Origin of the sequence: Vallitalea maricola (assembly GCF_036985595.1) — a bacterium.
Lineage (GTDB): Bacteria > Bacillota > Clostridia > Lachnospirales > Vallitaleaceae > Vallitalea > Vallitalea maricola.
In genome coordinates this window covers 56,033-80,664 of the sequence record NZ_BTPU01000035.1, presented here as the reverse complement: position 1 = coordinate 80,664, position 24,632 = coordinate 56,033, and the positions used below count along the sequence as shown (strand labels likewise).

Here is a 24,632-nt window from a genome sequence, read left to right as displayed (position 1 = left end):
ATTTTCATATTAATCTTAATCTATAATCTTGTTAAACAAACAAATAAACAAACTATTTTCTTTATATTTACATATCAAATAAGCCATAAAATTAACAGCTATTGTTAATACAGCAAATACTAGTACGTATTTTAGCTTATAGCCAGCAAACATATTAAAAGCAATATTAGTTATTATATATCCAATAATAAAACTTATCATGAATTGATTAAATACTCTTATTTTTTTATTCTTCATATCATAAGTCAACTTACCTATCGCATTTATTATAAAGCTGGTTCTACAACCTTTATTGATACAACCAAACAATGCACTGAAAGGTTTACCTATAGCACACAATAGTTTATATACTAATGAATAATGATAGATTGAATGTTCAAATTTAGTAGATCTATGAATTTTTTTCTTTTTCCTTGTTTTATAGAAAAAACTATACTCATGTATTCTATCAACATACTTAATAATTCTATAAAATAAACTAGTTCTAATTACATCCATAGCTTTCTTTCCTCTCTTATATATCCCTAAGTCAAGTTATTATTTTTTAACTTCATAGATAAATCCTGGCATCTCACATAATTTAGTTCTTACAAAATTACTACATCCAACCCTGATTTCTTGTTCACCCAATTTTAAAATAGGGTCTTTATCAGATACAGTTGCTTTTATAGTTATGAATGCCTGCTTATATAATGGATGTTTCTGAATGGATACTACACCATTTTCATCTTCTACAGCTTTATAATAATCTTCAATTTTTATATCAGTTATAGTTGCATCCAGAACTCTTTTATCTTGAACTAATTTATCTCCAATATTATATTGTCCAAAGAAATATTCATAGTTAGGTATTAATCTAACAACATATTCCATCTCTTTTGTTTTATTGGAACCTAGCACACTAATATCATTGCCCTTGAATTTGTAAAATGCTCCTAGAACTAATGCAATAATAAGAAAAATGGTTATCAAGTCAATAATATTAATTAATCCAAATAGTTTCCCTTTTTCATTTATAATCTTCATCTATTTCTCTCCCTTATATTATTGTTCTCCTAACTTTACCACCTTTAATTTAATGCAGTCATTTTAAAGTCATTGGAGAGTTTTGTATAATAAAAAGATAGAAAAACCACCTATATTTTTATTCTACAAATCCTTTAATTTAGCATGCCTGCATGGATTTTTGTAGTGGGAAAGTTGAATTATTGCTCTAATCTAATTTCTTTAACAACGCCTTTTATTTGACCACTACTAGTTTTAATCCAATATGTCAGTCCAACCTTTATCTCTTGTCCGGCACTATCAATGTATGGTCCATTTATATTAGCTTTACATTTAATTCCAACTTCAATTGTTTTTCTGCTTGTATCTTTTGCTGCCACAAACTTTCCATCCTTTGTTGTTGCAACATAATCATCATCTGTTATCTCCACATAATCAATATTTCCAGGCTGATATTTATTTTGAGCAACCAGAGTTTCTCCTTCTACAATAGACTCTGCTATTTCTGGTGCTTGAGAATAAGCTTCTGCAACAATATATATATCTTGTTTAGTGGATAAAACTGCAGTCCCACTATCTTTTTTAATGAATTTACTATAAAAAGCAAAACCTATCGCTATTACTAAAAGAATAATAATTATATCCATAATGTTAATCTTACCAAATAATTTACCATTCTTATCAATTATTTTCATATTTACCCTTCCTTTCTGTATATGTGAATTTAATTTTTTAGTATTTTATTATATATTTCAATATGTGACTGTGCCATATCTACATCAGAAAAATTATTTTTTATCCTGTTATGCAGATTTTCACTATATCTGTTCCTTAATTCCTTATCTCCAGCAAGCTTTATAATATACTCTGCAAGTTGTTCATAATTATTATCTTCAAATAATAATCCTGATTCTCCATGTATTATCATCTCTGGAATTCCACCTACTGCAGAACTAATAGTAGCTTTCTTGTTAAGGGAACCTTCCAATAATGCATAGGGAAAACTCTCACTATGAGAAGTTAATGTATTAATGTCTATAGCATTATAAAAATTATCAATATCTTTAACAAAGCCAAGAAATCTAATTTTATCTCCTAGATCATTATTGATAACAAATTCCTTATATTTCTCAGTATGCTTTTCATCACCGTTACCAGCAATCAAAAACAGGATGTTACTAGATGTTTTCAACACTTTTGCAGCAGCTTTCAGAAATACAGGTATTCCCTTTACTGGATGGAGTCTTGTGACAATACCTACATAAACTTTATTTTCATCATATTCAATATTATATCTATCCAAAAATTCTTGTTTAGATAGAGAATAACATTTTTCAATTATCCTAGTACCATTATAGGCTACAAAAATCTTATTATCCTTGAATCCTCTATCTACTAACATTTGTTTAAACTGGTTAGTTATAGCTATAAAATAATCCATTCTCTTTAAACTGAAATAATTTAAAGTTGTATATACTATCTTTTTATATAAGTTGTTATCAAAATCTGATTTATAATCGCTATGTATAGTAGATACAGTAGGTATAGAATATTTCTTTTTGATAAACATGGCTAAAAAATTAGCTCTTGCTCCATGGCAATGGAGTATATCATATTTATCTTTTTTCAGCATTTCAACCAGACGATTAACAATGTCTAACTTATATCTTTTACTTTGTTTTAGAACAACAACGTTAATACCTTGCTCTCTTGCTTCTTTTGCAAAATTTTCTTCTAAAAGGCATACAAGTGTTATATCAGCATGCTTACTTAATTCTTTTAATAGAGTAATGACATGAGTCTTTGCCCCTCCATTATCTCCTCCACTAATAAGATGTAATATTTTCATAACATTCAACCTTCCTACTGTTATATCTCATAACTTCCACAGCTATTATTCTACCTGTTATCATAAGCCTTATTAAATATTGTAACAAGTTGTTTAGTCAATTCTTTTCTCTCAAAAGTTTTGATTCTGTCCCAATTGGGTTGTATCTGGATAGTATTGTTCTTCCAATCTGTATATAACTTAAACATCAAGTCTTTTATATTACTTACATTAGTTGTCTCTGATATATATCCTGTATTGGTTTCTCTAATTACATCAGCAGCAACACCTTTTGGTGGTACCAATGCTAATATAGGTCTATTGGTATTCATATATTCGAACACTTTGCCTGAATAGAAATTCTCTGCACCTTTACCTTCACCAATAATAAATAATAGAATATCAGACTCTATAAGCTTTTCAATACTCTTCTTATGTTCCATGTAAGGTAAATATTTAACTACCCCATCTAAGGAATAAGTATCATTTATCTCATTTATTTTCTTATTAGGAATATTGCCTATAAATCTTATTAATATATCATCTTTTTCAATTTTTTGCTCATTTATCAATTCATTCACTGCTTGTAAGAAATAATCTGGCTTTCTTCTTCCATACATTGAACCTGAGTAAGTTATGATTAGTTTATCTCTTTTTATATACTCCTTACTGAAATTACAGAAATCCTCTTCATCATAACCATTAGGTATTACATAAGATTTATCTTCAATATTATAGTCTTTCAAAAAATTCTTCAGCATAAGAGGCGTATTAGTAATAAAATAATCGCAATTACCAACTACTTCCCTTTCCATTCTACGTTCCTTATCCATACGGCTTTTGGAATATCCCATATCAAGAATATATGGATTATTACACCACTCATCCCTAAAATCTACTACCCATTTTAGATCAGGTATATGTTTTTTCACATATAAGCCTAACAAATGGTCACTATATGGATAAGATGTGGTATAAAGAACATCAATATCATTTCCCTTTATATATTCTAGGAGGATGTCTTTATTCTTTTCGTACCATATTTTATCACCATCAGGTATCAATATCTTCCTAGATATAAATTTCCCAACTAAATTAAAAGGTTTCCCTAGTTCATTTAAGTCATAAGATTTAGTTCTTATCACTTTCAAATTTTTAGGTATATCCTGAAGTAATGATTCATCAATTAAGCCTTTATTACTTTCTCTTGTAAATACAATGGGTTCCCATTCAAATTCTGGTAAATATTTAGCAAATTTTACGCTTCTTTGAACTCCTGAGCCACCCATTGGTGGAAATTGATTAGCTACCATTAAAACTTTTCTTTTCATTTTACTTACCTTTTCCTAATAAATTATAATTAAATCCTATTTCCTCTAGTATTTTTTCATCAAAGAAATTTCTTGTATCCAATATATTAGCTTGTTTCATGTCTTTATATATTCTGTCCATATTAGCATCACTAAATAATTTGTGATTTACTCCAAGTATAACTAGGTCACTATCTTTACATGCAGTATAGATGTCTTTTTCAAGGTATTTGAAATCCTGTACATAAGGATCATGTATAGAAATAGCAATACCACTTACTTCTTCTAAAAGTTCGATGAGTTCAATTATAGGGCTCTCTCTCATATCATCAACATCTGGTTTATATGTTATACCAAGTATTGTGACCTTCTTGTCTTTTAGAGTACCAAGAATCTTTCTGCTTTTATTGAATACATATTCTGGCATACTGTCATTGATATTCCTGCTTAATGTTATCATTTTAGCTGTCTCTGGGAATTTTTCCACAATAAACCAAGGGTCAACTGCTATACAATGCCCTCCAACTCCTGGCCCAGGTTGATGCAGATTAACTCTAGGATGTTTATTGGAGAATTTTATTACATCCCATACATTAATATTCATCTGCTCACAGATCATGGCTAACTCATTGGCAAGTGCTATGTTAACATCTCTAAAAGTATTTTCAGTCAATTTACACATCTCTGCAGTAGTAGCGTTAGTTGTATATATTTCTCCTTTTACAAAGGATTGATATAATTTCTTAACCTTTAATGCTGATTCTTCATCTATTCCACCAACGATTCTGTTATTCTCCACAAGTTCAAAAAGAATCTTACCAGGTATAACACGTTCAGGTGAATGTGCAATATATAAATCTTCTTCTACATCAAGTGAAGATTCTTTTAATATTGGAACGATAATATCTTCTACTGTTTTTGGTGGTGAAGTAGATTCAAGAATTATTATATCGCCTTTTTTAACCAATGGAACAATTGATCTTGTTGCACTGATTACATAAGACATATCAGCAGTCTTATCTTCATTAATAGGAGTTGGTACTGCGATAATATAAACATCTGAAACCTCTGGCTTAACTGAAGCCTTCAATTTGCCTGAAACAACAACATCTCTTACCATTACATCCAAATATGGTTCTTCTATTATTATTTCGCCTTTATTTAAAGCATTAACAACTTTTTCATTAACATCCACACCGATTATATCAAATCCATTGCTAGCAAACATAGCAGCAGTTGGTAGTCCAATATAACCAAGACCTAGTACACAAATCTTTTCTTTCACTCTGTTCAATCCTTTCTATATGCGTATTAAAAACTTTTCTAATTGATATCATTATTATATCTAAAAATATATCTACCTTTCCAGCCAGCTGTCTCTCCCTTTTTTATAACTAACTCTTTACCGTTTACTATATTAAAATAACTTTTTCCATAACTCAATGTAAAAGCATATGGCGAAGATTCATCTACATATTCACCATTCCCTAAACCATATTCATCATTTAGGTAAGCTACAAGAATATGCATCCCATCTTCTGAGTCCAGAGTAAACTTATTAATACAATCAACATTCTTAGGTGGAGAGTCACTGGTTTCATAGGAATCAAATTTAGTATCATCAAAACCCTCATATCTAATACCTTTATATAGAGAATTCTGTGTCTGTAAACCATAATACCTCTCAATAACGATATCATCTAACGCTTTGATACTAACTTCAACCTGTATATCTTTACTATTAATATTATAAATAACAGTTTCTTGTAAAATCTCTTCTTTACTTTCAAGAGTATTATATCCTTGAATATTATTTTTAACTGTTATTGTAACATTCGAAGCCTTTTGGACATTATTATTATTAACATCACCATCTATTTTAACACTATAGTCAATCATCTTAGCAGTTTCGTCTTTATCATCAACTCCATGCCATCCTCCTGTAAACTGAGGCTTATAGGTTGATTTCTCCTGACCTTTTCTAACCATATATGGACCTACCCAGTCAGTACAGCTATCAATTAACTCTTCTTTGACTAGCTTATTAAAAGTATCAATTGTCATATTCTCTTGTATAGGTGATGTAGATATATTAGAAATCTGCATCAACTCATTAATACCTCTTTTAGCAAATTGAATCCATATATCCTCTTTCTCATTATATCTATAACCAATACTGATCTTATCCTTATCTTGTATAACCCATATATCTTTATTAATGTCATCTTCATCAGTATCTCTGCTACTGCATGCAGATAATAGACTTATAGCTATTGTAATCAAAATGATTATTTTTAACGCTTTCACTTTATATCATATCCTCAATTAATCAGGTTTTTTCTTGACTTAATTCTCTTAGCTGGAACTCCACCCACAACGGAATATGGTTCAACATCTTTTGTCACCACTGAACCAGCTCCTACAACACTTCCTTCACCAATTGTTACCCCTGGAAGTATTATCACTCTAGCTCCAATCCAAACATCATCACTAATAACTACTTTCTCAGGTGCAGTTACACCTTGTTCAATCATTGGTATATCAGTTCTTTTGGTTTCATGATTTTTAGTATATATAATGACATCTGGTCCCATCATAACATTATCACCAATACTAAGGGGCCCCTGAATTCTAGCATATAAACCTATTCCCGAGTTATCACCAATAGATATATCTTGTCCATTGCCAAAGAAAACTCCTTTTTCTATATTACATGATTTTGACGCATATTCAAATATATTTTTACATAAAAATCTCCTAAATCTTTTTGCTCCAAAACTTATCAAGCTATCAGATTCAGGCATTTTTTTCCCAATTAAGTAGTAAAACCCTAAACAAATCTTTTTCTTTACTCCCATAATCATAACATCCTATACATTTTTTTATCTTCTAAATAATCTACGTATCATCTTTAATTCTTCTGTCAACTCTCCAGTAACTAATAATAGAACACCATATATAATTATAGATACTACTATTGATAAAAGTAATGTTGGCACACTAAATTCCAAGAAAGACACCGTAATTATCAATAATACACCAAAAGCTAATGCACTACCTAGTATACGTATATATATTATCGGTTTTAATTTCCAGATTAATACTTTTTTTGCTCCAGTAAAACTTAAAATAAAATATAATACAAACGATATCATCGTAGTTATAGCCGCAACTTTATATCCATAAACAGGAACTAATATTATATTAAGCACTAAATTAATCAACCCACTAATCAAACTATTAATCAATATCACCTTGGTATTAGCAGTAAGTTCCCATGCCTTATTACAGTACTCAGATAATCCAAAAAACAGCATTCCTACAGAAGCCCAACCTATAATAGCATAACCACCTTGATATTCTCCAGCTAAACATATCCTAGAGATAGGTTTTGATAACATAACCAATCCAACAGTAGCCGGTATACATATCAATAGATAATACCTTACTCCACTGGATAATATATCTTTAGTCCTAACCATATCTTTTTTACCCCAAGCCTCTAACAAATTAGGGTAAACTGCTCTCATTATTCCCATCATCATCATTGTATAAACTGCTGATGCCAATGAGTAATTTGCTGTATATATACCTGAAATACCCCTTCCACAGAAATATATTATAACATATCTATCAGAGATATTTAGCACAAACAAAGTCAGACTCAAACCAATCAACGGAAAACCGTATTTTATCATTACATCAAAAGTACCCTTTGATGCTTTACCTAAATTAATATATCTATATCCTTTTAATTTAATAAACACAATTATTGCTTTTAACAAATCTACAGTTCCATTAGCAATTAATATAATAATTACAGACCTTGGGAAATTAAATGCTAATAAAATGGTAAGTATAAGTTTTAAAACAACTCCACATAAGGATAATACCAAATTCAGTTTAATTTTCTTTATTGCAACCAAAAGATTCATTAAAATTTGATTCAAACCATATGCCACAAACATAAAAAAAGAACTAAACAACAACTTGGTTTCTATAATGTCACTACCAATTAATTGAAATACCAGCAATATAAAAAAAACAATACCTACTAGTGTTATATAACTGACAAATGCAGTGGAACATAACTCTTCTACATTATTTTCATCTTTGTATGCATTAATATATCTATATAAAGAATGCATCAACCAACCTAATATAATTAAAAAGATAACATTAATAGTTGGATTTATAAAACCATAATCCCCATATATTTCTGGTGTAAATAATCGTGCATAAACTGCAATTGTAATAAATCCTACTACACCTTCCAAGATTTTTGCAGGAAGATAAAATATTATATCTTTTGAAATAACTTTTTTTGATGTATTCTCCTTCATATAGGGGCCTCACTTTACTTTACTAATAAATAATCTTGTATTTTCTTTATAGAATTATATCATAAAATAGTGGTAAAAACTATTGTGCTTTTTGTTAAGTTTCCAATTAGCTTTGATTTTAAGTCAGTCAGAAAAGATGTTTTGTTCTGACTTGGTTTTTGCAAAACAGTATATGTATATGTTACGCCAGCTACTTGCTCGTCCTGAGCAAAAAGCTGGGTTCGGCGTCCTGCCTCACTACTCCACATATACATATACTATTTTGCCACGAAATAATCATCAATATAATCACAAAACACTTTTTCTTCTAAGCTACATAACCGATTGGCTATTGATTATTCTAGTCTCTTAAAAAGCTATAGCTACTAGTAGTTCATACTTAGCTCATAACTCCGAAATACATATCACGAGCCATCCCAAAAAGGGATAGTAAAGGTGAATGTGAAGTAGTGAGCCATGGACGGCGAACCCGGCAATTTTTACATGGACGTAAAACTTGCCGGCGAAACATTCACCTTTACTATCCCTAGGCACGGGACTTCCGTTAACCTATCTAAATTCAACTCTAACTTTCACCGCTATTTGGTTCTACCCCTTCTTCACTAGCAACCTCATCCTCTACGCTATACTCACCCTTAACCATAACATAAGCTTTAGTCACAATCTGCAATCCTCTTCCATCATCCCTTGGAACAATAAGTAGATGATTCTTAGGCACAACAACACCCATAGCCAAATCTATACCAATGGTAATATCCGAAATTCCATCACCTGTTTCATTACCAATTATAGTAGCTGAACCAGCTCTTAAAATAACTTCCGAGCTATCCTTACAAATAAGTTTTTGTCCTGCATCAAGTTCAATAATCTCAAACTTAGCTGTTGCAGTATTATTACCTACACCTTCAAGCTTACCATCAATATACTTACTAACTTCTGAATAAATTTTTGCATAGTCAATATCAGTATTAGTATTTTGATTATTACCAGAGGAATTCCCTTGATTATTACTAATTTCTGCTATCTTTTCGTCAACATAACTCTTAGTGACCAATGGATCCTGTATAGTTCCTGGATCTACACTAGAAGCCTTCGTTGATGTATATAATAACCCTGTAACAATAAGCAGTAAACAACATATTATAATACGATATCCTTTTTTGCCCATGTAAAAACCACCTATTCTTTAATTATTTTGGATAAACATTAGTAACGTTGTATGATATATCATCAGGATTAATATTGAAATTGATAATATAGAATTTATCATTCAAGTCTACTTTGTTATCACCATAGACTTTATACCATAATCCATTAATGTCCATATACCTGATACCTTCTACATACTCTACATTAAAGTCATAGCCACTACCATTTATAACAAAAATATTTTTATCTTTTTCTTCTTTAACTTTTTTAAGTATATCACAGAATAACTCCCCTTCTCTTTCATCACTGAACTTCAATGGGTTCTTATCTAATGTAATGAATATATGTTTCTGTTTAGTATTATTAAGATCATTAACAAATCTCTTCCATTGGTTAGGGTCTGTTAATCTCATACTATTATTTGATGTAGCTAAATTAATAATCCTGACATTTTCATAGTCAGTAACTTTATATTGATTATTCCAAGTCACAATATCATTCTTTAATTCATCACTTGGTATGTTAGTATTTCCAACAAATAAGCTTACATCTGATACTTCTTCCATTTTTTCTAATACTTCACGTTGTACTATTCCATCTAACAGTGTATTCTTAGAGCCAGTACTTCCAAATATAGACATCTTCATCTGTGGATTCTCAATTGTTTTCTTACCTAATGGATCATAAATCTGCTCTTTAGGTAAAGAAAGGTTCGATGTATCAAAAGCATAGTGGGCTGTTAATTCATCAAATTTCATTTGGAAGCTGTCGTCTTGTGGACAATGCAAATTAGCTACGTATATTCTATCTAATTGAATTGGATATTTAACATCTTGTGGTACATCGGCAGTTACATATTTCCAGCCTGTCCAATCAACAGCATACGAAAAAGTCAATAGTTTTTGATTTCCATCAGCATCTATAACTCTTCCTCTCAACCAGTGATTGATACCATTACCTTCTACCCAAAGTCCAACCTTATTAATTTTCTTATCAAAAGTGTATGGTTCATCAAATTCTAAATAAGCTGCTTGAGTATTAGTTGACTCTTTAAAACTATAATTCAATTTAATAGAATTATTACCTTCATGAGCTTCATTTATAACTTCTGCCGTAGCTGAAACTGTTTCTGGATGAGCTGTAGTATGTATTTTTATATCATTTTCAAATGAATCAATAAGTCCTGTTTCCTTGTTGACGATAACATATCCATAGACAGTTGTATCACCTATTGTACCTTTTATTAGGCTTTGTCCAAGATTGTTACTTGCAACAAATTGTCCATTTTGGAATTCACCAATACTTTTGTTCTCCACTTCCCATGTTACATTTTTAGAGTTGACTTCACCTCTATAACCATCTTTATCAATTCCTAATATCTTGAGGTTAGTTGATTCTCCTGGTTCTAAGAAACTGAATTCATGATTTATTTCCAAGGAAATAGGTTCATTGGTAGATTGAACAGTAATCTCAGCAGAAATACCATTCACATGTGCTTTCACTGTTCCTTTACCTTCACTTTGAGGATAGAATTTATTATCTTCCCATTTACCGTTGATTCCTACTGTCTCCCAAATTAGGCTGTCACTATTTATTTCTATTGGATTATAGTATTTATCATAACCAAGAACATTAAAAGTAATAGGCATATCTTTGAATGTTCTAGTTTTATCAGCTACTATCTTTAATTCGTATAACTCACTGGCTGGAGCTATAGAAGTTAAACCTATTCCATTAGGAATTCTTCTTTGTACTCCACCAGATGGTCTGTTGAATACATTAACATTAGAATACCCTAAATGTCTTCCTACTAAAGTACTTGAACCACCACCGTCAAGATGAATAGCATCATATATTCCATTATCAAGAAGTATTTTACCTAATTCATCATGAGTAGCTCCAATACTTGAACCTCTACCATCAACTACAACCATGTATAATTTATCTTTGCTTTGATTATAACCTATAGCAGTTCGAGGGTGTCTTCTTTTTCTATCGACTACATATCCTTCATTACTGATTGCACCTTGTGATACAACTTTTCCTCCACCACTAATTGCCAGATTTATTGACTCTATATCAATATTGGTATTTTTGTTAAGGACTATCTTTGTACCAACTGTAAAACTTTTGAAACTATAAAGAGCTGTTTCTTCATTCATAACTATCACAAAACCATTTTCAGGCATTGTTATAGTCTCTCCTGGTGTAGACAAGTAAGTAACAACATTATCTTCTATAACCATCTTGCATAGTCCAGGATTTTTTTCATCTATTTCTGTTGTATCCTTCATTGCGTATTTATCAAAATAAACTACAGATTCAGGCAACATAGTTATCTGATTGAATCCACTGAAGTATAATTTTTTTTCACCATCTTCACTAGTAATCAACAAACTCATATTCATAAAATCAATGAAAGGCATATTATTTGAATCAAGAAATAATGAACCATATGAATTACCACCTGCATTGAAATTATGTTTACCTATGATGATTCCATCTTTTTCATATTCAAATCCTATAATATCAGTAGGATTATTCTTCATATTGAAAAAGTCTGCATTGACAGAAGCTATAACATTATTTTCTTCTGATAGGGATGTAAGAGAATCTTTTAATCCAAACCCATCTGTATTTCTAATTACATCCAACTTGACAAATGGATTAGTTAAATCTGCTTCTATAATATGTACATCAACCCATCCTGCTTCTGTTAATCTGGTATTTTTTTCATATGTAATACCACTGGAGATAGTTTCTTTTTCGGTATTTTGATATAAAATATTATCAGTTGTACCTGCAAATGAAATCTTGTTGTTAACTATAATTGCTGCTAAAACTAAAACACTAAATAACTTCTTAAATATTTTTCTCATTATATCAACCCCTAATCTTGTCAGTAAGGAATGCTAATATCAGTCAATATCTACTCCTCTATGTCCAATATCAATTCCTAATTATCATCTCTATCATTAGTACCAATAATAATTCTAATATCTACCCCTTCTGATAAAGCTTCTGCATTTAACTCAATAACTGCATCCTTGAAGTACTCGCTCAAGTCTTCTCCCATACCCTCATTTGGGATAATGATCTTAGTCTTTTGTAATACTTCAGTATTGTAGTTACCTATCTTGGATATAGTGAAACCATCACCTACTAATTTTTCTTTGGTTCTACCAGCTAAACCGGTAAGTTTTGAACTATTAAGTACTTCTATTCTTAATCCTTTACTACTTATAATCTTTGGTTCTTCTGGCTTAGTTTCTGCATCTTTACCTTCTTTTGTATTATCTTCATTATCATTAGTATCATTTACTTGTGTAATCTTTTCAAATAATTCCTTTGATGCTTCCTTATCGTAATAATAATATTCGGAACCACCTTGTCTATCAGTTGGCAATGTATATAATTCTAGATTATCTAAATTAATATCATCAATATATTCATAGTAATTTAATAAATCATCAAAATTAGTAGTTGTATTACTAATTATAGTACTTCCAATTGTTAAAATATTAAGCTTATTTTTTTCAGTCAGTACTTCATTCACAAAAGCTTTCATGAATTCATGCTGCATATTGATACGTCCTATATCTCCATTAGCATAACCTTTTCGGTATCTGATAAGCTGTTCTGCTTGAGCACCGTTTAATTGGTGTACTCCTTTTTTAAGATTAATGTACAAATCTTGTGCTGGGTCTGGATAATACATATCAAATGGTATTTCAAATTCAATAGGTCCTATTATATCAACTATCTTTTTAAATGCTTTGATGTTAAGATTAAAATAATAGTCAACTTTTATGTCAAACAAATATTCTAACATTCTAACAGAATATTCATTTCTTTTATCTTTTGGTGCATATGCTGGAATACCGTTGATTTTTAATTTCTTAGGTGTATCTTTTCTTCCTTCTAATAATTCATTATGTATTTCAGTGGGTAATTCCACTAATGTGTCTCTCGGAATAGAGACTATGTTAATTCCTTTTGTTATGTGATTAAATGTCATAACCATTGTTACATCAGTACGCCAACCATCTTTATCTACACCAAATACTGCAAATGTAGATATCTGTTTTTCCTTATCTACTTCTTCGGTAGAACCAAGGTCATCTTTTTCACCTGTATCGGTGTCCGTTTTTTTAGGATTATCTGCTTTATCTTTTCCTCTATTAAGTAATACATAACCCCCAGTAGCAACACCAGCTATCAAAGAAAATATGACTACTGAAATTAAAAACACTTTTAGAAATTTGGTTAGTAATGTAGCTTTCTTATTATTATCCAATTTTACCCTCCTATAATTTCAAGCATGTCCATAAAATAAAATCTATTTTTGCATTTTATAAAACAAGGTATCTAAATAGCATTATTACTAATAGATAACCTTGTTTAAACTTATTATCATCTAAGATTTTCATACTACCATTATTTAGAACATGCTAATGTATTTTACAATAATTATCCAATCAAAATTTACTTTTTGTGGATTAATATTACTATAACTAGTATATCAAAAGTAGGTATAATTGACAATAATTAACATGATATTAGAAAATATTACAAATCTGTTAAATTTTAATATTATAGACAAATATTAATAAACAAATTCTATCTTACTATCGTCATTTTTAGTACTTTTATTTTTCATAGCTTCTGTAGTCTTTTCATGTTCATTATCATCTTTTGTATCAGTACTACTAGCTTGATCTTCTTCTTTATCATCAGGTGTTGTTTCTGCTGGCATTGTTGGTTTGTTCAAAAGTGTATCTATAGACTCAAGTACAACATCCTTATTCCATGTCTGGTACCATATACCATTTATTTTCTCTCCATCTGATGGTATTGTAACTTTATTCTCTGGTGTAAGAATTTCTTTTAGGTTAAGATTAAATATATAACTAACATATTCATTAGCTGTTACCAATCCAAAATCAGTTTTCAAATGACCATAAACTGTCGTTGCCAACTCTTTTATCTTATCAAAATCCCTTATCTTGAGGATTTTATTACTCATTGCTATTAAAAAATCTTGTTGCATTTGAATTCTTTTAAGATCTGGTGGAACGCCTTTATAGTGTCTGTTTCTAACTAATTGTTCAGCTTTATCTCCATCTAATACCTGTAATCCTTCTTTTAGATGAATGTATAATCCTTGTACTTCGTCTTCGTAATCCATTTTTTCTGGCACATAAAATTCTACTCCACCAACAGCGTCTACTATATCTTTAAAACTATCAATAGTAACTGCCGCTGTATAATCAATATCTAATTGTGTAATTTCTTCTACAACATCTTTTATTACTAACAAAGCATCATCATCCCAACCAGCATTGGAATAGACTTCTGTTAGTTTACAATATTTAACCCTGATATTATTTTCTTTCTTTATCTTATCAAATCCATCTTCCCTGAAATCAATGAATAAATCTCTTGGTAATGATATTAATTTTAATTGGTTAGTATCAGTATCTAAATGGGCTACCATAACAACATCAGATAGTCCGTTTGACTTGTCAAATCCTATTAATAAAGCATTTACTGATTCTGGTTTTTTAACTTCTTCCTCTTTATTATCTTCCTCATCAGTATTATTTGAGCCATTGATTTCTTCTCCACCAGGTACGTCATCTTGTCCATTGACTAATTTATTATCATTAGCCGTTAGTACAATAACTAATGAAGTTGTCAAAATTACTGCTACTACTATAATTAACATTAGCAATGTACTAGTTCTTTTTTTATTGTTCATCTTTCTACCTCCTATTAATCATCTAATATCATACCATAAAAACATTACAAACAGTTAACATTTTTTTTAATTTAATTTAGTTCTAATAATTTAACCTAATCTATAAGTTATACCTATTTATTATTTAGCTTAATTTACAATACACTAAACATATAGTGTTATATTCATTGTTAAAAATAGTAATTTAGTTTTTTGTATAATTAGTTAAGGATTAAAAAACACTAAAATAAACTTGGAGGAGATTATTATAAATTAATGTTGCTATGTAATATTTATTAATGTATATTATTTATATATACAACTATATATATTGAACATCCATTTCAATAAGTTCAATATATTTATCTTGATTTTAAAAGTTATATAAGAACTAAATAATTACTGACATTATAAAAATTATTTATTTCAACTTATATATTACATAGAATACTTTATTTAGTTTTCCCACATTAGACGAAATTTATATTAATTTTGTTTCACCAACCCAGTAAAAAAATTACTTTTTATATATTTTTTACTATTTTTATTTAGCGTTTTTTGTTAAATTTTGGTTATTATCTTGTAAAAAAATAAATTAAAGAAGGTGATATATATGTCAATACTAATTGGATCTCATGTATCTATTTCAAAAGGTCTCATAGGGGCTGCAAAAACAGCTCATTCATATAATGCTAATACCTTTATGATATATACTGGTGCACCCCAGAATACACGAAGAAAATCTTTAGAAGACATGAGAATTGAAGAAGGTAAAGAATTTATGAAAGAACATGAAATAAGAGATATCGTTGTCCATGCTCCCTATATCATTAATCTAGCTTCAGTAAAAGATGATATCTACGGCTTAGCCCAATCTTTTTTGAAAGAAGAGATTAAAAGAACAGAAGTAATCGGTTCTAATTATATTGTAGTTCATCCTGGTTCCTATACAGTTAAAGATACCGACTACGGGATAAACAGGATCGCAGAAGGACTAAACAATGTCCTAACAAATGATACTAAACCTTATATATGCTTAGAAACCATGGCTGGAAAAGGTTCAGAAGTAGGAAAGACATTCGAAGAACTTAGAAGAATAATTGACAAAGTTGAACTAAAAGATAAGATAGGTATATGTTTTGATACCTGCCACACTCATGATAGCGGCTATGATATTATTAATAATTTTGATGGGGTTATGGAAGAATTTGATAGCGTCATAGGACTTGATAGATTAAAAGTTTTTCATATCAATGGTTCACTTAATGGTAAGGGTTCACGAAAAGACAGACATGCTAACATAGGAGCTGATACTACTAATAAACGTGGTCTTGATCAAATAGGAGCCCAGTCTCTCTATAATATAGTTCACAGCCAAATATGTGATAATAAACCACTTATTCTAGAAACTCCGTGGATAGATAAAAAAACAAATCTATATAAAGAAGAAATTGCTATGTTAAGAGGTATCTAATACACTAATGATAATTAAGTTTTATAGAAAGGAAATGAAAATTCATGGATAAGAAAACTGTTCTTGTAACAGGATCTTCCAGAGGCATAGGAAAAGCAATTGCCATAAAATATGCTAAAGAAGGATATAACGTTGTAATCAACTGCTCGTCAAGTTTTAATGAGCTGATTGATACCTCTGAAATCATAAAAGGTTATGGTGTATCTTGTCTTCCTATCATGACTGACGTATCGAATTATAATTCTGTTAAAGACATGTTCGAAGAAATCAAACTAGTATTTGGAGATGTTGATATAGTTATCAACAATGCAGGTATATCCAGTATAAAGTTATTCACAGATACTAGTGAAGACCTGTGGGATAACATGATAAATACTAATCTAAAATCATTGTATAATGTATGTCATCAAGCCGTCCCTGCAATGATTAAAAATCAAAGTGGTAACATAGTTAATATAACATCTATGTGGGGGATAACTGGAGCCTCTTGTGAAGTTGCCTATTCCGCTTCAAAAGGTGGAGTAAATTCTTTTACTAAAGCACTTGCAAAAGAGCTTGCACCAAGTCATATACGTGTTAATGCTATAGCTTGTGGCTTAATAGATACTAATATGAATTCATGTCTTGCAAAAGAAGACCTAGATACTATTATTGAAGAGATTCCTTCAAATAGAATTGGTAGACCTGAAGAAGTAGCCAACCTATGTTATTATTTATCTTCATCTGATTCTTCTTATCTTACAGGACAAATAATAACATTAGATGGAGGATTGATTTAGCAATTATTTAATTAGGCTTATATATTAATCTATTTAATATCTGAAGATTGTTATCTAACCATGTGTTAACAATCTTTTTTTCTTGGTCATTTTCATCTAATACATTTATCAATTCATTTAATTCTCCTGTTCTTAGAAAATAATTATCTAGTATATTCAATAATTCTGGATTGGTATATTCACTTCTGACAATAGTATGGGTATCAATATTATTGGTAAATATGTTCTTAGTGTCTCTTAGTTGCCTTAAGCCAAATTTATTTATAGTACCATTAGGTGTCCACAAAGCTACTGCAATCCATTCTTTGTTATCAATAGATTTTTTTATTAATGTATCTAATTCTTTGTAGTCTACTTCTTTTATATTATATTCCATACCATATTTTTGTAACATGTTTTTGGTTTCTTCAATGATTATATTGCTTTCTCTGCAAACATATATTGTATTTGAAAATTTTTCCTTATAATCTTCTAGTTCACACAAAAAACCTGTAAGAGTATAACTAGGAACGTAAATCCCATTAGATAAATTTCTACAATTAGTTCCTAAATCTTTGATTAGAGATTCTAATTTTGCTTTTCTTCCTGTATCAATAGTAGGTACCCAACCGCTTAACAGAACATCTATTTTACCTTTACCTAGATTATCCCAGATTGTATCTGTATCATTCACTATAATTTTTGAAGTATATCCTTTCCTATTAACTATTTCATTAAGTAAAACGGCTTGAGCATAGGATGATGGATAAGTGGTACATCCTATCCTTATATCCACATCTTCACTTATATCTTTATCTTCTTTTTCACTTCTGGTACATGAAACTAACAGCAATAAACATAGTATAATAATTAATAATCTTTTCATATGAAATACATCCCTTCGTCTAATCAAAGCAGATAATCTACTTTGCACTCTTAACTGTCAACTTTTGCTGTGCCTTATTAGTATTTCACATATTAATTTTGTATATTATGGTTAGTTTTGGGAATTATCACTTATACATGAATAAGAGAATTTTAGTATTTATACACTCAAAAAGAGACTGTCAATTTTATGACAGCCTCTTTTCATTTTTATTAATAACACTATTTATCTTCGCTTAAGTACTTTTCAAGCTCATTAATAGCTTTTTCCTCGTCAGTTCCATCTGCTGATATGGTAATATCTTCACCTTCTAATACACCTAGTGACATCATACCCATTATGCTTTTAGCATTAACCTTTTTATCCTGCATCTCTACATAAATATTACTTTCAAATTGACTTGCAACTTGTACAAATAAAGCTACTGGTCTAGCTTCAAGTCCTGAAGCGATTTTAACTGTTATTTTTTTCTCTATCATAGTTATCCTCCCTTTTGTCTCTTAATTTTTCAGCAATATTACTTATTTTTCGTAATCGATGATTAACTCCAGATTTGCCTACTGGTGGATCTAGCAATGTACCTAATTCCTTTAAAGTAGCTGATGTATATTCTAACCTTATTCTAGCAATTTCTTCTAAAGGCTCTGGTAAAGAATTAAGACCAACAGTATGATCTATATATTTAATATCTTCTACTTGTCTAACAGCAGCAGATACTGTTTTCTTAAGATTTGCTGTCTCACAGTTAACAATTCTATTAACATTATTTCTCATTTCCTTTAAGATTCTTACATTTTCTAAGTCCATTAGCGCAACATGTGCTTCCATAATATTTAATAAATCAACAATCTGAGAACCTTCTTTTAGATAAGTGATATAGTATTTTTTTCTCATTATTGTTTTGGATTCCATACCGAATGAATTAATTAATCTTCTTAATTCTTCGCTTTGATTTTTATGTCCGCTAACAAATTCTAGATGATATGTCTTTTCTGGATCACTTAATGAACCACTCCCTAAAAAAGCTCCTCTTATATATGCTCTTTTACAACATGTACTTTGTACAATCAAAGGATTGATCCGATGAACTATATGAAGTCTTCCATCTTCTCCAAACTCTGCAATACCTATAGCCTTCAGTATTTTAAGAGCTATCCTAGCATTAGTAATATACATTACATATATTCTACTCTTTTTTAATTGAGTGTTTTTCCTTATTAATACTTCAACATTAATATTAAATGTTTTTTTCAACAATGTAAAGTACTTTCTTGCAACAGCAGCATTTTCTGTTTGTACTTTAATTGTTATTTCATTATTATTTACTACTTTTATCTTACCACAAATGTTAATAATAGCTGCTATTTCAGCGATTCTGCAATGTCTTGCACTGCCAATATGCCTTGATAATTCTTCTTTTACTTTTGAAGAAAAAGACATATAATCACACCCTATCATTCTAATTATTTTACCCATTATTTGTATATTTATTAGGCTATAGATGGCAAAATGCAGGATTGGTTAAAGTTGTTTCAATATAGATATTATAACTTCTGCTAGTTTATCTGAGTTATGTCTAATTAATGTGGTCCCACTTAGTATCCTCAATAATGGAGCTTCTAATACTTTTATTCCCTTATCTTTTAATAATTTTTTATTATATGTAACAGGTATAGCTCCATCTTCTATGTAGAGTTCTAGAATTTCACTAGGTATTTCTTGGTTATTAACTATAATATAATCTATTATACCTTTTCCTAGATATTTTTCAACAACATTAATATGATCTGTTAAATTATAATCATCTGTTTCACCTGGTTGAGTCATTATATTACTCACATAAATAACTGTTGGTTTAGATTCTTTTATTACTTGTGCAATATCTCTTACCAATAAATTAGGTATTATACTAGTATACAGGCTGCCTGGTCCAAGAACCAATATATCGGCTTCATTAATATCTTCTATAACTTTATCATATGGTTTTGGATTCTTAGGATATAACCATACGTCTTTAATATTTTTTCTATCGTTTTTACATCTTTGAACAATTTCGCTTTCACCTTCAACTATAACAGAATCATCAAATAGAGCACATAATTCCACGTTTTGTATGGTCACTGGAAGAACCTTGCCTTTTACCGCTAAAACTTCACTTGTCTTTTCTATCGCTTGTTCAAAGCTTCCAAATATTCCATTAAGAGCTGCTAAAAAGAGATTACCGAAATTTTGTCCACTAAGACTTCCTTCTGTAAATCTATATTGAAAGACCTTTTCCATAATAGGTTCAGTTTCAGCTAATGCTAATATACAGTTTCTAATATCCCCTGGAGGAAGCATATCCAATTCTCTTCTAAGTATTCCTGAACTGCCTCCATTATCTGAAACGGTAACAATGGCTGTAAGATTTTCAGTATATTTTTTAAGTCCCCTTAACATAGTAGATAATCCAGTACCTCCACCCATAGTTACTATTTTTATATCGTCCATATCTTGAATCATTTAATAACTCACTCCTCAATGCTAAAATAATAAGCTACGAAAAAATTAACTCTTCAATTTTGAGTCTTTTTCTATATCTCTGTGATAAATATTGGTACTGTAATCTTGTTTTAATAATCTATTATATAGCTCATTAGCCAAAGTAACAGATCGATGTTTACCACCTGTACATCCTATAGCAATAACTAATTGATTTTTGCCCTCTTGGATGTAATTAGGAATCAAGAAATTTATCATATCATCCAATTTATCAATGAATTTGTTTGATACATCCCATTTTAGTACATAATCTTTAATCTCCCTCTCATTACCTGATTTCTCTTTTAGTTCTGGTATATAGAAAGGATTAGGAATAAATCTTACATCAAAAACCAAATCAGCATCAGAAGGAATCCCATATTTAAATCCAAAGGATAGAACAGTAATAATTAAATTCTCGTATTTCTTCCCTTCTAAAAATATCTTGGCTAATTCTGATTTCAATTCTCTTGTTAGTAATTTGCTGGTATCAATAATAAAATTAGCTCTTTTTTTAGCCTTTTCTAGTATTTTTCTCTCTTTATCAATACCATTTTGTATTCTGCCTTCAGACACAAGAGGATGTTTTCGTCTTGTTTCTTTGAATCTCTTGACTAGAGTTTCATCGTTAGCATCTAAAAAAAGAACTTCTAATTCATAGCCTTCGTTCTCTAATTTCTTTATCTCATTAAGAAGCTCAGTAAATAAATTTCCACCTCTAGTATCTATTCCCAAAGCAACTTTATCTATTCCTGAATCAGGACTGAAACAAATCTGAGCAAACTTATTAATAAGTACCGGTGGAAGATTGTCAACACAAAAGAAACCGATATCTTCTAACATCTTTAAAGATATACTTTTGCCTGCTCCAGACATTCCTGTAACAATTACAAACCGCATGAGCTTCATCCTTTCTAGTTTCTATTCTCCAATAATTCTTACTTCTGTTTCTAAATTGACGTGGTATTTATCTCTAACTGTATTTCTTACATGATTAATAAGATTAATGATATCATTAGCTGTTGCATCACCTCTATTGATAATAAATCCACAGTGTTTCTCTGATACTTGAGCATTACCTATTTGATGACCTCTTAATCCACTATCCATGATAAGCTTTCCAGCATAGTACCCCTCTGGTCTTTTGAAAGTGCTGCCTGCACTTGGATATTCCAATGGTTGTTTTTCTTTACGCTTGTTGTTTAATTCTTCTATTAAACCTTTTATTTTTTCTTTGTTACCTTTTTTACATTTTAATACTGCCCTTAGTACAATATAATTTTTTTGTTGAACTATACTAGTTCTATATCCTAATTTTAACTCTTCCTTTGATAACGTTATGATATTTCCTTTTTCATCAATAACATCTGCTGAAACAATTACTTGGGACATATCACCACCATAGGCTCCAGCATTCATATATACTGCACCACCCAATGTACCAGGAATACCAGCTGCAAATTCAAAGCCTTCTAGACTTTCATTTGCTATGATTTTGGCTAATTTGGCCAATAGTATACCAGCATCAGCAGTAATTGTATCATCTTCAATAGTTACATTATTGAGGTTTTTATATAATTGTATTATAGCACCTCTAAAACCATTATCTTTTACAATTATATTACTTCCGTTACCTACTACATAATAAGGTATATTAAAAGTTTTACATGTCTTTATAGCATGGGATAGTTCATTTACATTACTTGGGCAAACAAATAAATCAGCCTTCCCTCCCACTTTGAAAGTGGTGTGTTTTGACATTCTTTCGTCTTTTATGACATTTTCTTTCCTTATTTCCTTTGTTAATTCTTGGGTTATTCTATCTATATCCATAAATACATCCTTTCATACTATACTAATATATTATGTAACTCACTAAAAATGCAACTCAACTTTTCCACATTTAATTAAATGCAGATAAATTAAGGCTTATAGGTTATATTTTTATTCTGCAAAGCCTTCTAATTAGCTTACCTTCATAGAATATTGAAGTGGAAAAGTTAAGTAAGTAATATAATTTTTTGCAATAACCTTATTATATCATATTTTTTTAATTTATAGGTTAGAATATCTTAATGCTTTTACAGCTATTTATATTGAACTTATACATTTAATATTATTTTAACTAAAATATTACGTTTTTATTGTATAATATATATATTGAACACCATTTCAATAAGTTCAATATATTTTCCTTGATTTTATAAGTTGAATTGAACTTAATAATTGCTGGCTCTATAGCAATTATTTAATTTAACTTATATAATTATAATGATTAATTGCAATAAGTAATTATGTAATATTACTTTTTGTAGATTAATTGCTTTGATATTATATTAATACATTGGAGGATGAATTTATGGTTAAAGAAGCAACAGGAAAATTAAATTATAAGAAAACTTTTATTCTAGGTTTTGGTTTTTTTGCTATTAGTTTAGTATGGCCCCTTTATAATAACTATGTTCCATTATTTCTGAAAGAATTTTTTCCAAGCCAGTTAGTTGTTAATAGTATCATGACCCTTGATAACATCTTAGCTATTTTCTTAATACCATTTATTAGTGCTGTAAGCGATAATACTCATACAAGGTTCGGTAGAAGAAAACCGTTTATTATGATTGGTCTTCCTATATCTGCACTTATGTTTATTTTATTACCTATGTTTTCAAATGATTTATTATTATTCTTGATTATAATTACCGTTTTGAATTTTTCAATGGCAATCTACAGAGGTCCAACTGTTGCGTTAATGCCTGATATGATTCCTTCTCACCAAAGAAGCGAAGCTAATGCAGTTATTAACTTCATGGGTGGTCTAGCTGCTGTTTTTGTATTATATGGTGGTTCTAGATTGTACAAAATCAATAATAATCTACCTTTTTTGGCAACTGGTATAGTTATGCTTATTTCTCTACTTGTTATAATATTCTTCATCAAAGAACCAAGTACATACAGTAAATCTGAATCAGATGAAAAAGTTAAAATAATATCTACATTGAAAGAAATTATCAGCAGCAAAGATAGCAAAACCCTGCATTTACTTTTTGCCATTCTTTTTTGGTTCATTGGTTATCAAGGAATGGAAGCTACGTTCAGTAATTACATAGTTCATTATATTGGTTTACAAAAACATGAATCGGGAATTATTCTCAGTGCTTTTGCGGCAGCGTTTTTGATCTTTGCTATTCCTTCAGGGTTTATAGGCAAAAAATTAGGCAAAAGAAAAGCTATTCTTATTGGTTTGACTACTGATGTTTTTATATTTATTATTATTGGTTTAATGGGACCTGTAGGTATCATACCTTTTAATAAGTATACTATGATAGCATTATTAGCGGTAGCTGGTATATTCTGGTCATTAGTGAACATAAATTCTTATCCTTACATAGTTGAAGGGGTTGATGAAGCAAAAGTTGGTACTTATACTGGTTTCTATTATTTTTCATCTTCAGTAGCTGCTATAACTGGACCATTGATATTTGGGCTTTTTGTTGATATCATTGGGTTTAATGTTTTATTTTTCTTGACAGCTATATCATTTGTTGCAGCGTTGTTGTTTATGTATACTATAGTGCAGACTAAAAAAGCTGAGTAAGTCAATAGATTATGTTTTAAAAGA

The 24,632-nt window shown here is 29.9% G+C and carries 22 protein-coding genes and 1 pseudogene; 3 read left to right on the top strand and 20 right to left on the bottom strand.

The window, feature by feature from the left end; all coding sequences use genetic code 11:
- Window positions 1–15: 15 nt before the first annotated feature.
- The 14 genes and pseudogenes from AACQ14_RS11710 to AACQ14_RS11645 form a co-directional block, all read right to left on the bottom strand.
- Entirely contained in the window at window positions 16–498 is a 483-nt protein-coding gene (locus AACQ14_RS11710; RefSeq protein ID WP_339363777.1) for a hypothetical protein, read from the bottom strand.
- 39 nt (window positions 499–537) lie between these two features.
- Window positions 538–1,026, bottom strand: a complete 489-nt coding sequence (locus AACQ14_RS11705) for a DUF4330 domain-containing protein (protein ID WP_339363776.1) — start codon at window positions 1,024–1,026, stop codon at window positions 538–540.
- Window positions 1,027–1,205: 179 nt separating this feature from the next.
- A complete protein-coding gene (locus AACQ14_RS11700) occupies window positions 1,206–1,700 on the bottom strand; it encodes a DUF4330 domain-containing protein (RefSeq protein WP_339363775.1) in 495 nt (164 codons plus the stop codon).
- A 29-nt stretch (window positions 1,701–1,729) separates the two neighbouring features.
- Window positions 1,730–2,854 carry a glycosyltransferase family 4 protein gene (locus AACQ14_RS11695; protein ID WP_339363774.1) on the bottom strand — a complete coding sequence of 375 codons (1,125 nt, stop codon included), beginning with the start codon at window positions 2,852–2,854 and terminating at the stop codon, window positions 1,730–1,732.
- A 50-nt stretch (window positions 2,855–2,904) separates the two neighbouring features.
- The gene (locus tag AACQ14_RS11690; protein ID WP_339363773.1) at window positions 2,905–4,164 is read right to left on the bottom strand and encodes a glycosyltransferase; all 1,260 of its coding nucleotides are present in this window, start codon (window positions 4,162–4,164) and stop codon (window positions 2,905–2,907) included.
- A 1-nt stretch (window position 4,165) separates the two neighbouring features.
- A complete protein-coding gene (locus AACQ14_RS11685) occupies window positions 4,166–5,428 on the bottom strand; it encodes a nucleotide sugar dehydrogenase (protein ID WP_339363772.1) in 1,263 nt (420 codons plus the stop codon).
- Between the two features lie 38 nt (window positions 5,429–5,466).
- Window positions 5,467–6,450, bottom strand: coding sequence for a hypothetical protein (locus AACQ14_RS11680; RefSeq protein WP_339363771.1), 984 nt, complete (start codon window positions 6,448–6,450; stop codon window positions 5,467–5,469).
- Between the two features lie 14 nt (window positions 6,451–6,464).
- Window positions 6,465–6,641: pseudogene (locus AACQ14_RS24915) on the bottom strand (DapH/DapD/GlmU-related protein); the annotation flags it as partial.
- A gap of 384 nt (window positions 6,642–7,025) precedes the next feature.
- Window positions 7,026–8,486 carry a lipopolysaccharide biosynthesis protein gene (locus AACQ14_RS11670; RefSeq protein ID WP_339363769.1) on the bottom strand — a complete coding sequence of 487 codons (1,461 nt, stop codon included), beginning with the start codon at window positions 8,484–8,486 and terminating at the stop codon, window positions 7,026–7,028.
- Window positions 8,487–8,545: 59 nt separating this feature from the next.
- The gene (locus AACQ14_RS11665) at window positions 8,546–8,734 is read right to left on the bottom strand and encodes a hypothetical protein (protein ID WP_339363768.1); all 189 of its coding nucleotides are present in this window, start codon (window positions 8,732–8,734) and stop codon (window positions 8,546–8,548) included.
- A gap of 317 nt (window positions 8,735–9,051) precedes the next feature.
- Window positions 9,052–9,654: a hypothetical protein gene (locus AACQ14_RS11660; protein WP_339363767.1), complete on the bottom strand. Its 603-nt coding sequence runs from the start codon at window positions 9,652–9,654 to the stop codon at window positions 9,052–9,054.
- A 22-nt stretch (window positions 9,655–9,676) separates the two neighbouring features.
- Window positions 9,677–12,514, bottom strand: a complete 2,838-nt coding sequence (locus tag AACQ14_RS11655; RefSeq protein WP_339363766.1) for a phosphodiester glycosidase family protein — start codon at window positions 12,512–12,514, stop codon at window positions 9,677–9,679.
- Between the two features lie 77 nt (window positions 12,515–12,591).
- A complete protein-coding gene (locus AACQ14_RS11650) occupies window positions 12,592–13,932 on the bottom strand; it encodes an LCP family protein (RefSeq protein ID WP_339363765.1) in 1,341 nt (446 codons plus the stop codon).
- Window positions 13,933–14,241: 309 nt separating this feature from the next.
- On the bottom strand, window positions 14,242–15,396 hold the full coding sequence (locus AACQ14_RS11645; protein ID WP_339363764.1) for an LCP family protein: 1,155 nt from the start codon (window positions 15,394–15,396) through the stop codon (window positions 14,242–14,244).
- A gap of 592 nt (window positions 15,397–15,988) precedes the next feature.
- Between AACQ14_RS11645 and AACQ14_RS11640 the strand changes: the two genes are divergently transcribed.
- Window positions 15,989–16,849 (top strand): deoxyribonuclease IV, encoded by an 861-nt coding sequence (locus AACQ14_RS11640; protein ID WP_339363763.1) that lies wholly within the window; start codon window positions 15,989–15,991, stop codon window positions 16,847–16,849.
- A 44-nt stretch (window positions 16,850–16,893) separates the two neighbouring features.
- Complete coding sequence (ymfI, locus tag AACQ14_RS11635; RefSeq protein WP_339363762.1) at window positions 16,894–17,628, top strand: elongation factor P 5-aminopentanone reductase; 735 nt, start codon at window positions 16,894–16,896, stop codon at window positions 17,626–17,628.
- Between the two features lie 7 nt (window positions 17,629–17,635).
- Here the strand turns inward: ymfI and AACQ14_RS11630 are convergent, their stop codons facing one another.
- The 6 genes from AACQ14_RS11630 to murB form a co-directional block, all read right to left on the bottom strand.
- Window positions 17,636–18,493 (bottom strand): glycine betaine ABC transporter substrate-binding protein, encoded by an 858-nt coding sequence (locus AACQ14_RS11630; RefSeq protein ID WP_339363761.1) that lies wholly within the window; start codon window positions 18,491–18,493, stop codon window positions 17,636–17,638.
- Window positions 18,494–18,714: 221 nt separating this feature from the next.
- On the bottom strand, window positions 18,715–18,972 hold the full coding sequence (locus AACQ14_RS11625; protein WP_113673645.1) for an HPr family phosphocarrier protein: 258 nt from the start codon (window positions 18,970–18,972) through the stop codon (window positions 18,715–18,717).
- Window positions 18,947–19,933: a DNA-binding protein WhiA gene (gene whiA, locus AACQ14_RS11620; protein WP_113673644.1), complete on the bottom strand. Its 987-nt coding sequence runs from the start codon at window positions 19,931–19,933 to the stop codon at window positions 18,947–18,949. The genes AACQ14_RS11625 and whiA overlap by 26 nt, the downstream gene beginning before the upstream one ends.
- 81 nt (window positions 19,934–20,014) lie before the next feature.
- Complete coding sequence (locus AACQ14_RS11615; protein WP_339363759.1) at window positions 20,015–20,995, bottom strand: gluconeogenesis factor YvcK family protein; 981 nt, start codon at window positions 20,993–20,995, stop codon at window positions 20,015–20,017.
- A 45-nt stretch (window positions 20,996–21,040) separates the two neighbouring features.
- Window positions 21,041–21,913, bottom strand: coding sequence for an RNase adapter RapZ (gene rapZ / locus AACQ14_RS11610; RefSeq protein ID WP_339363758.1), 873 nt, complete (start codon window positions 21,911–21,913; stop codon window positions 21,041–21,043).
- A 21-nt stretch (window positions 21,914–21,934) separates the two neighbouring features.
- Complete coding sequence (gene murB / locus AACQ14_RS11605) at window positions 21,935–22,846, bottom strand: UDP-N-acetylmuramate dehydrogenase (RefSeq protein WP_339363757.1); 912 nt, start codon at window positions 22,844–22,846, stop codon at window positions 21,935–21,937.
- A gap of 526 nt (window positions 22,847–23,372) precedes the next feature.
- On the opposite strand from murB, the gene AACQ14_RS11600 reads away from it, so the two are divergent.
- Window positions 23,373–24,608: an MFS transporter gene (locus AACQ14_RS11600; RefSeq protein WP_339363756.1), complete on the top strand. Its 1,236-nt coding sequence runs from the start codon at window positions 23,373–23,375 to the stop codon at window positions 24,606–24,608.
- Window positions 24,609–24,632: the final 24 nt, after the last annotated feature.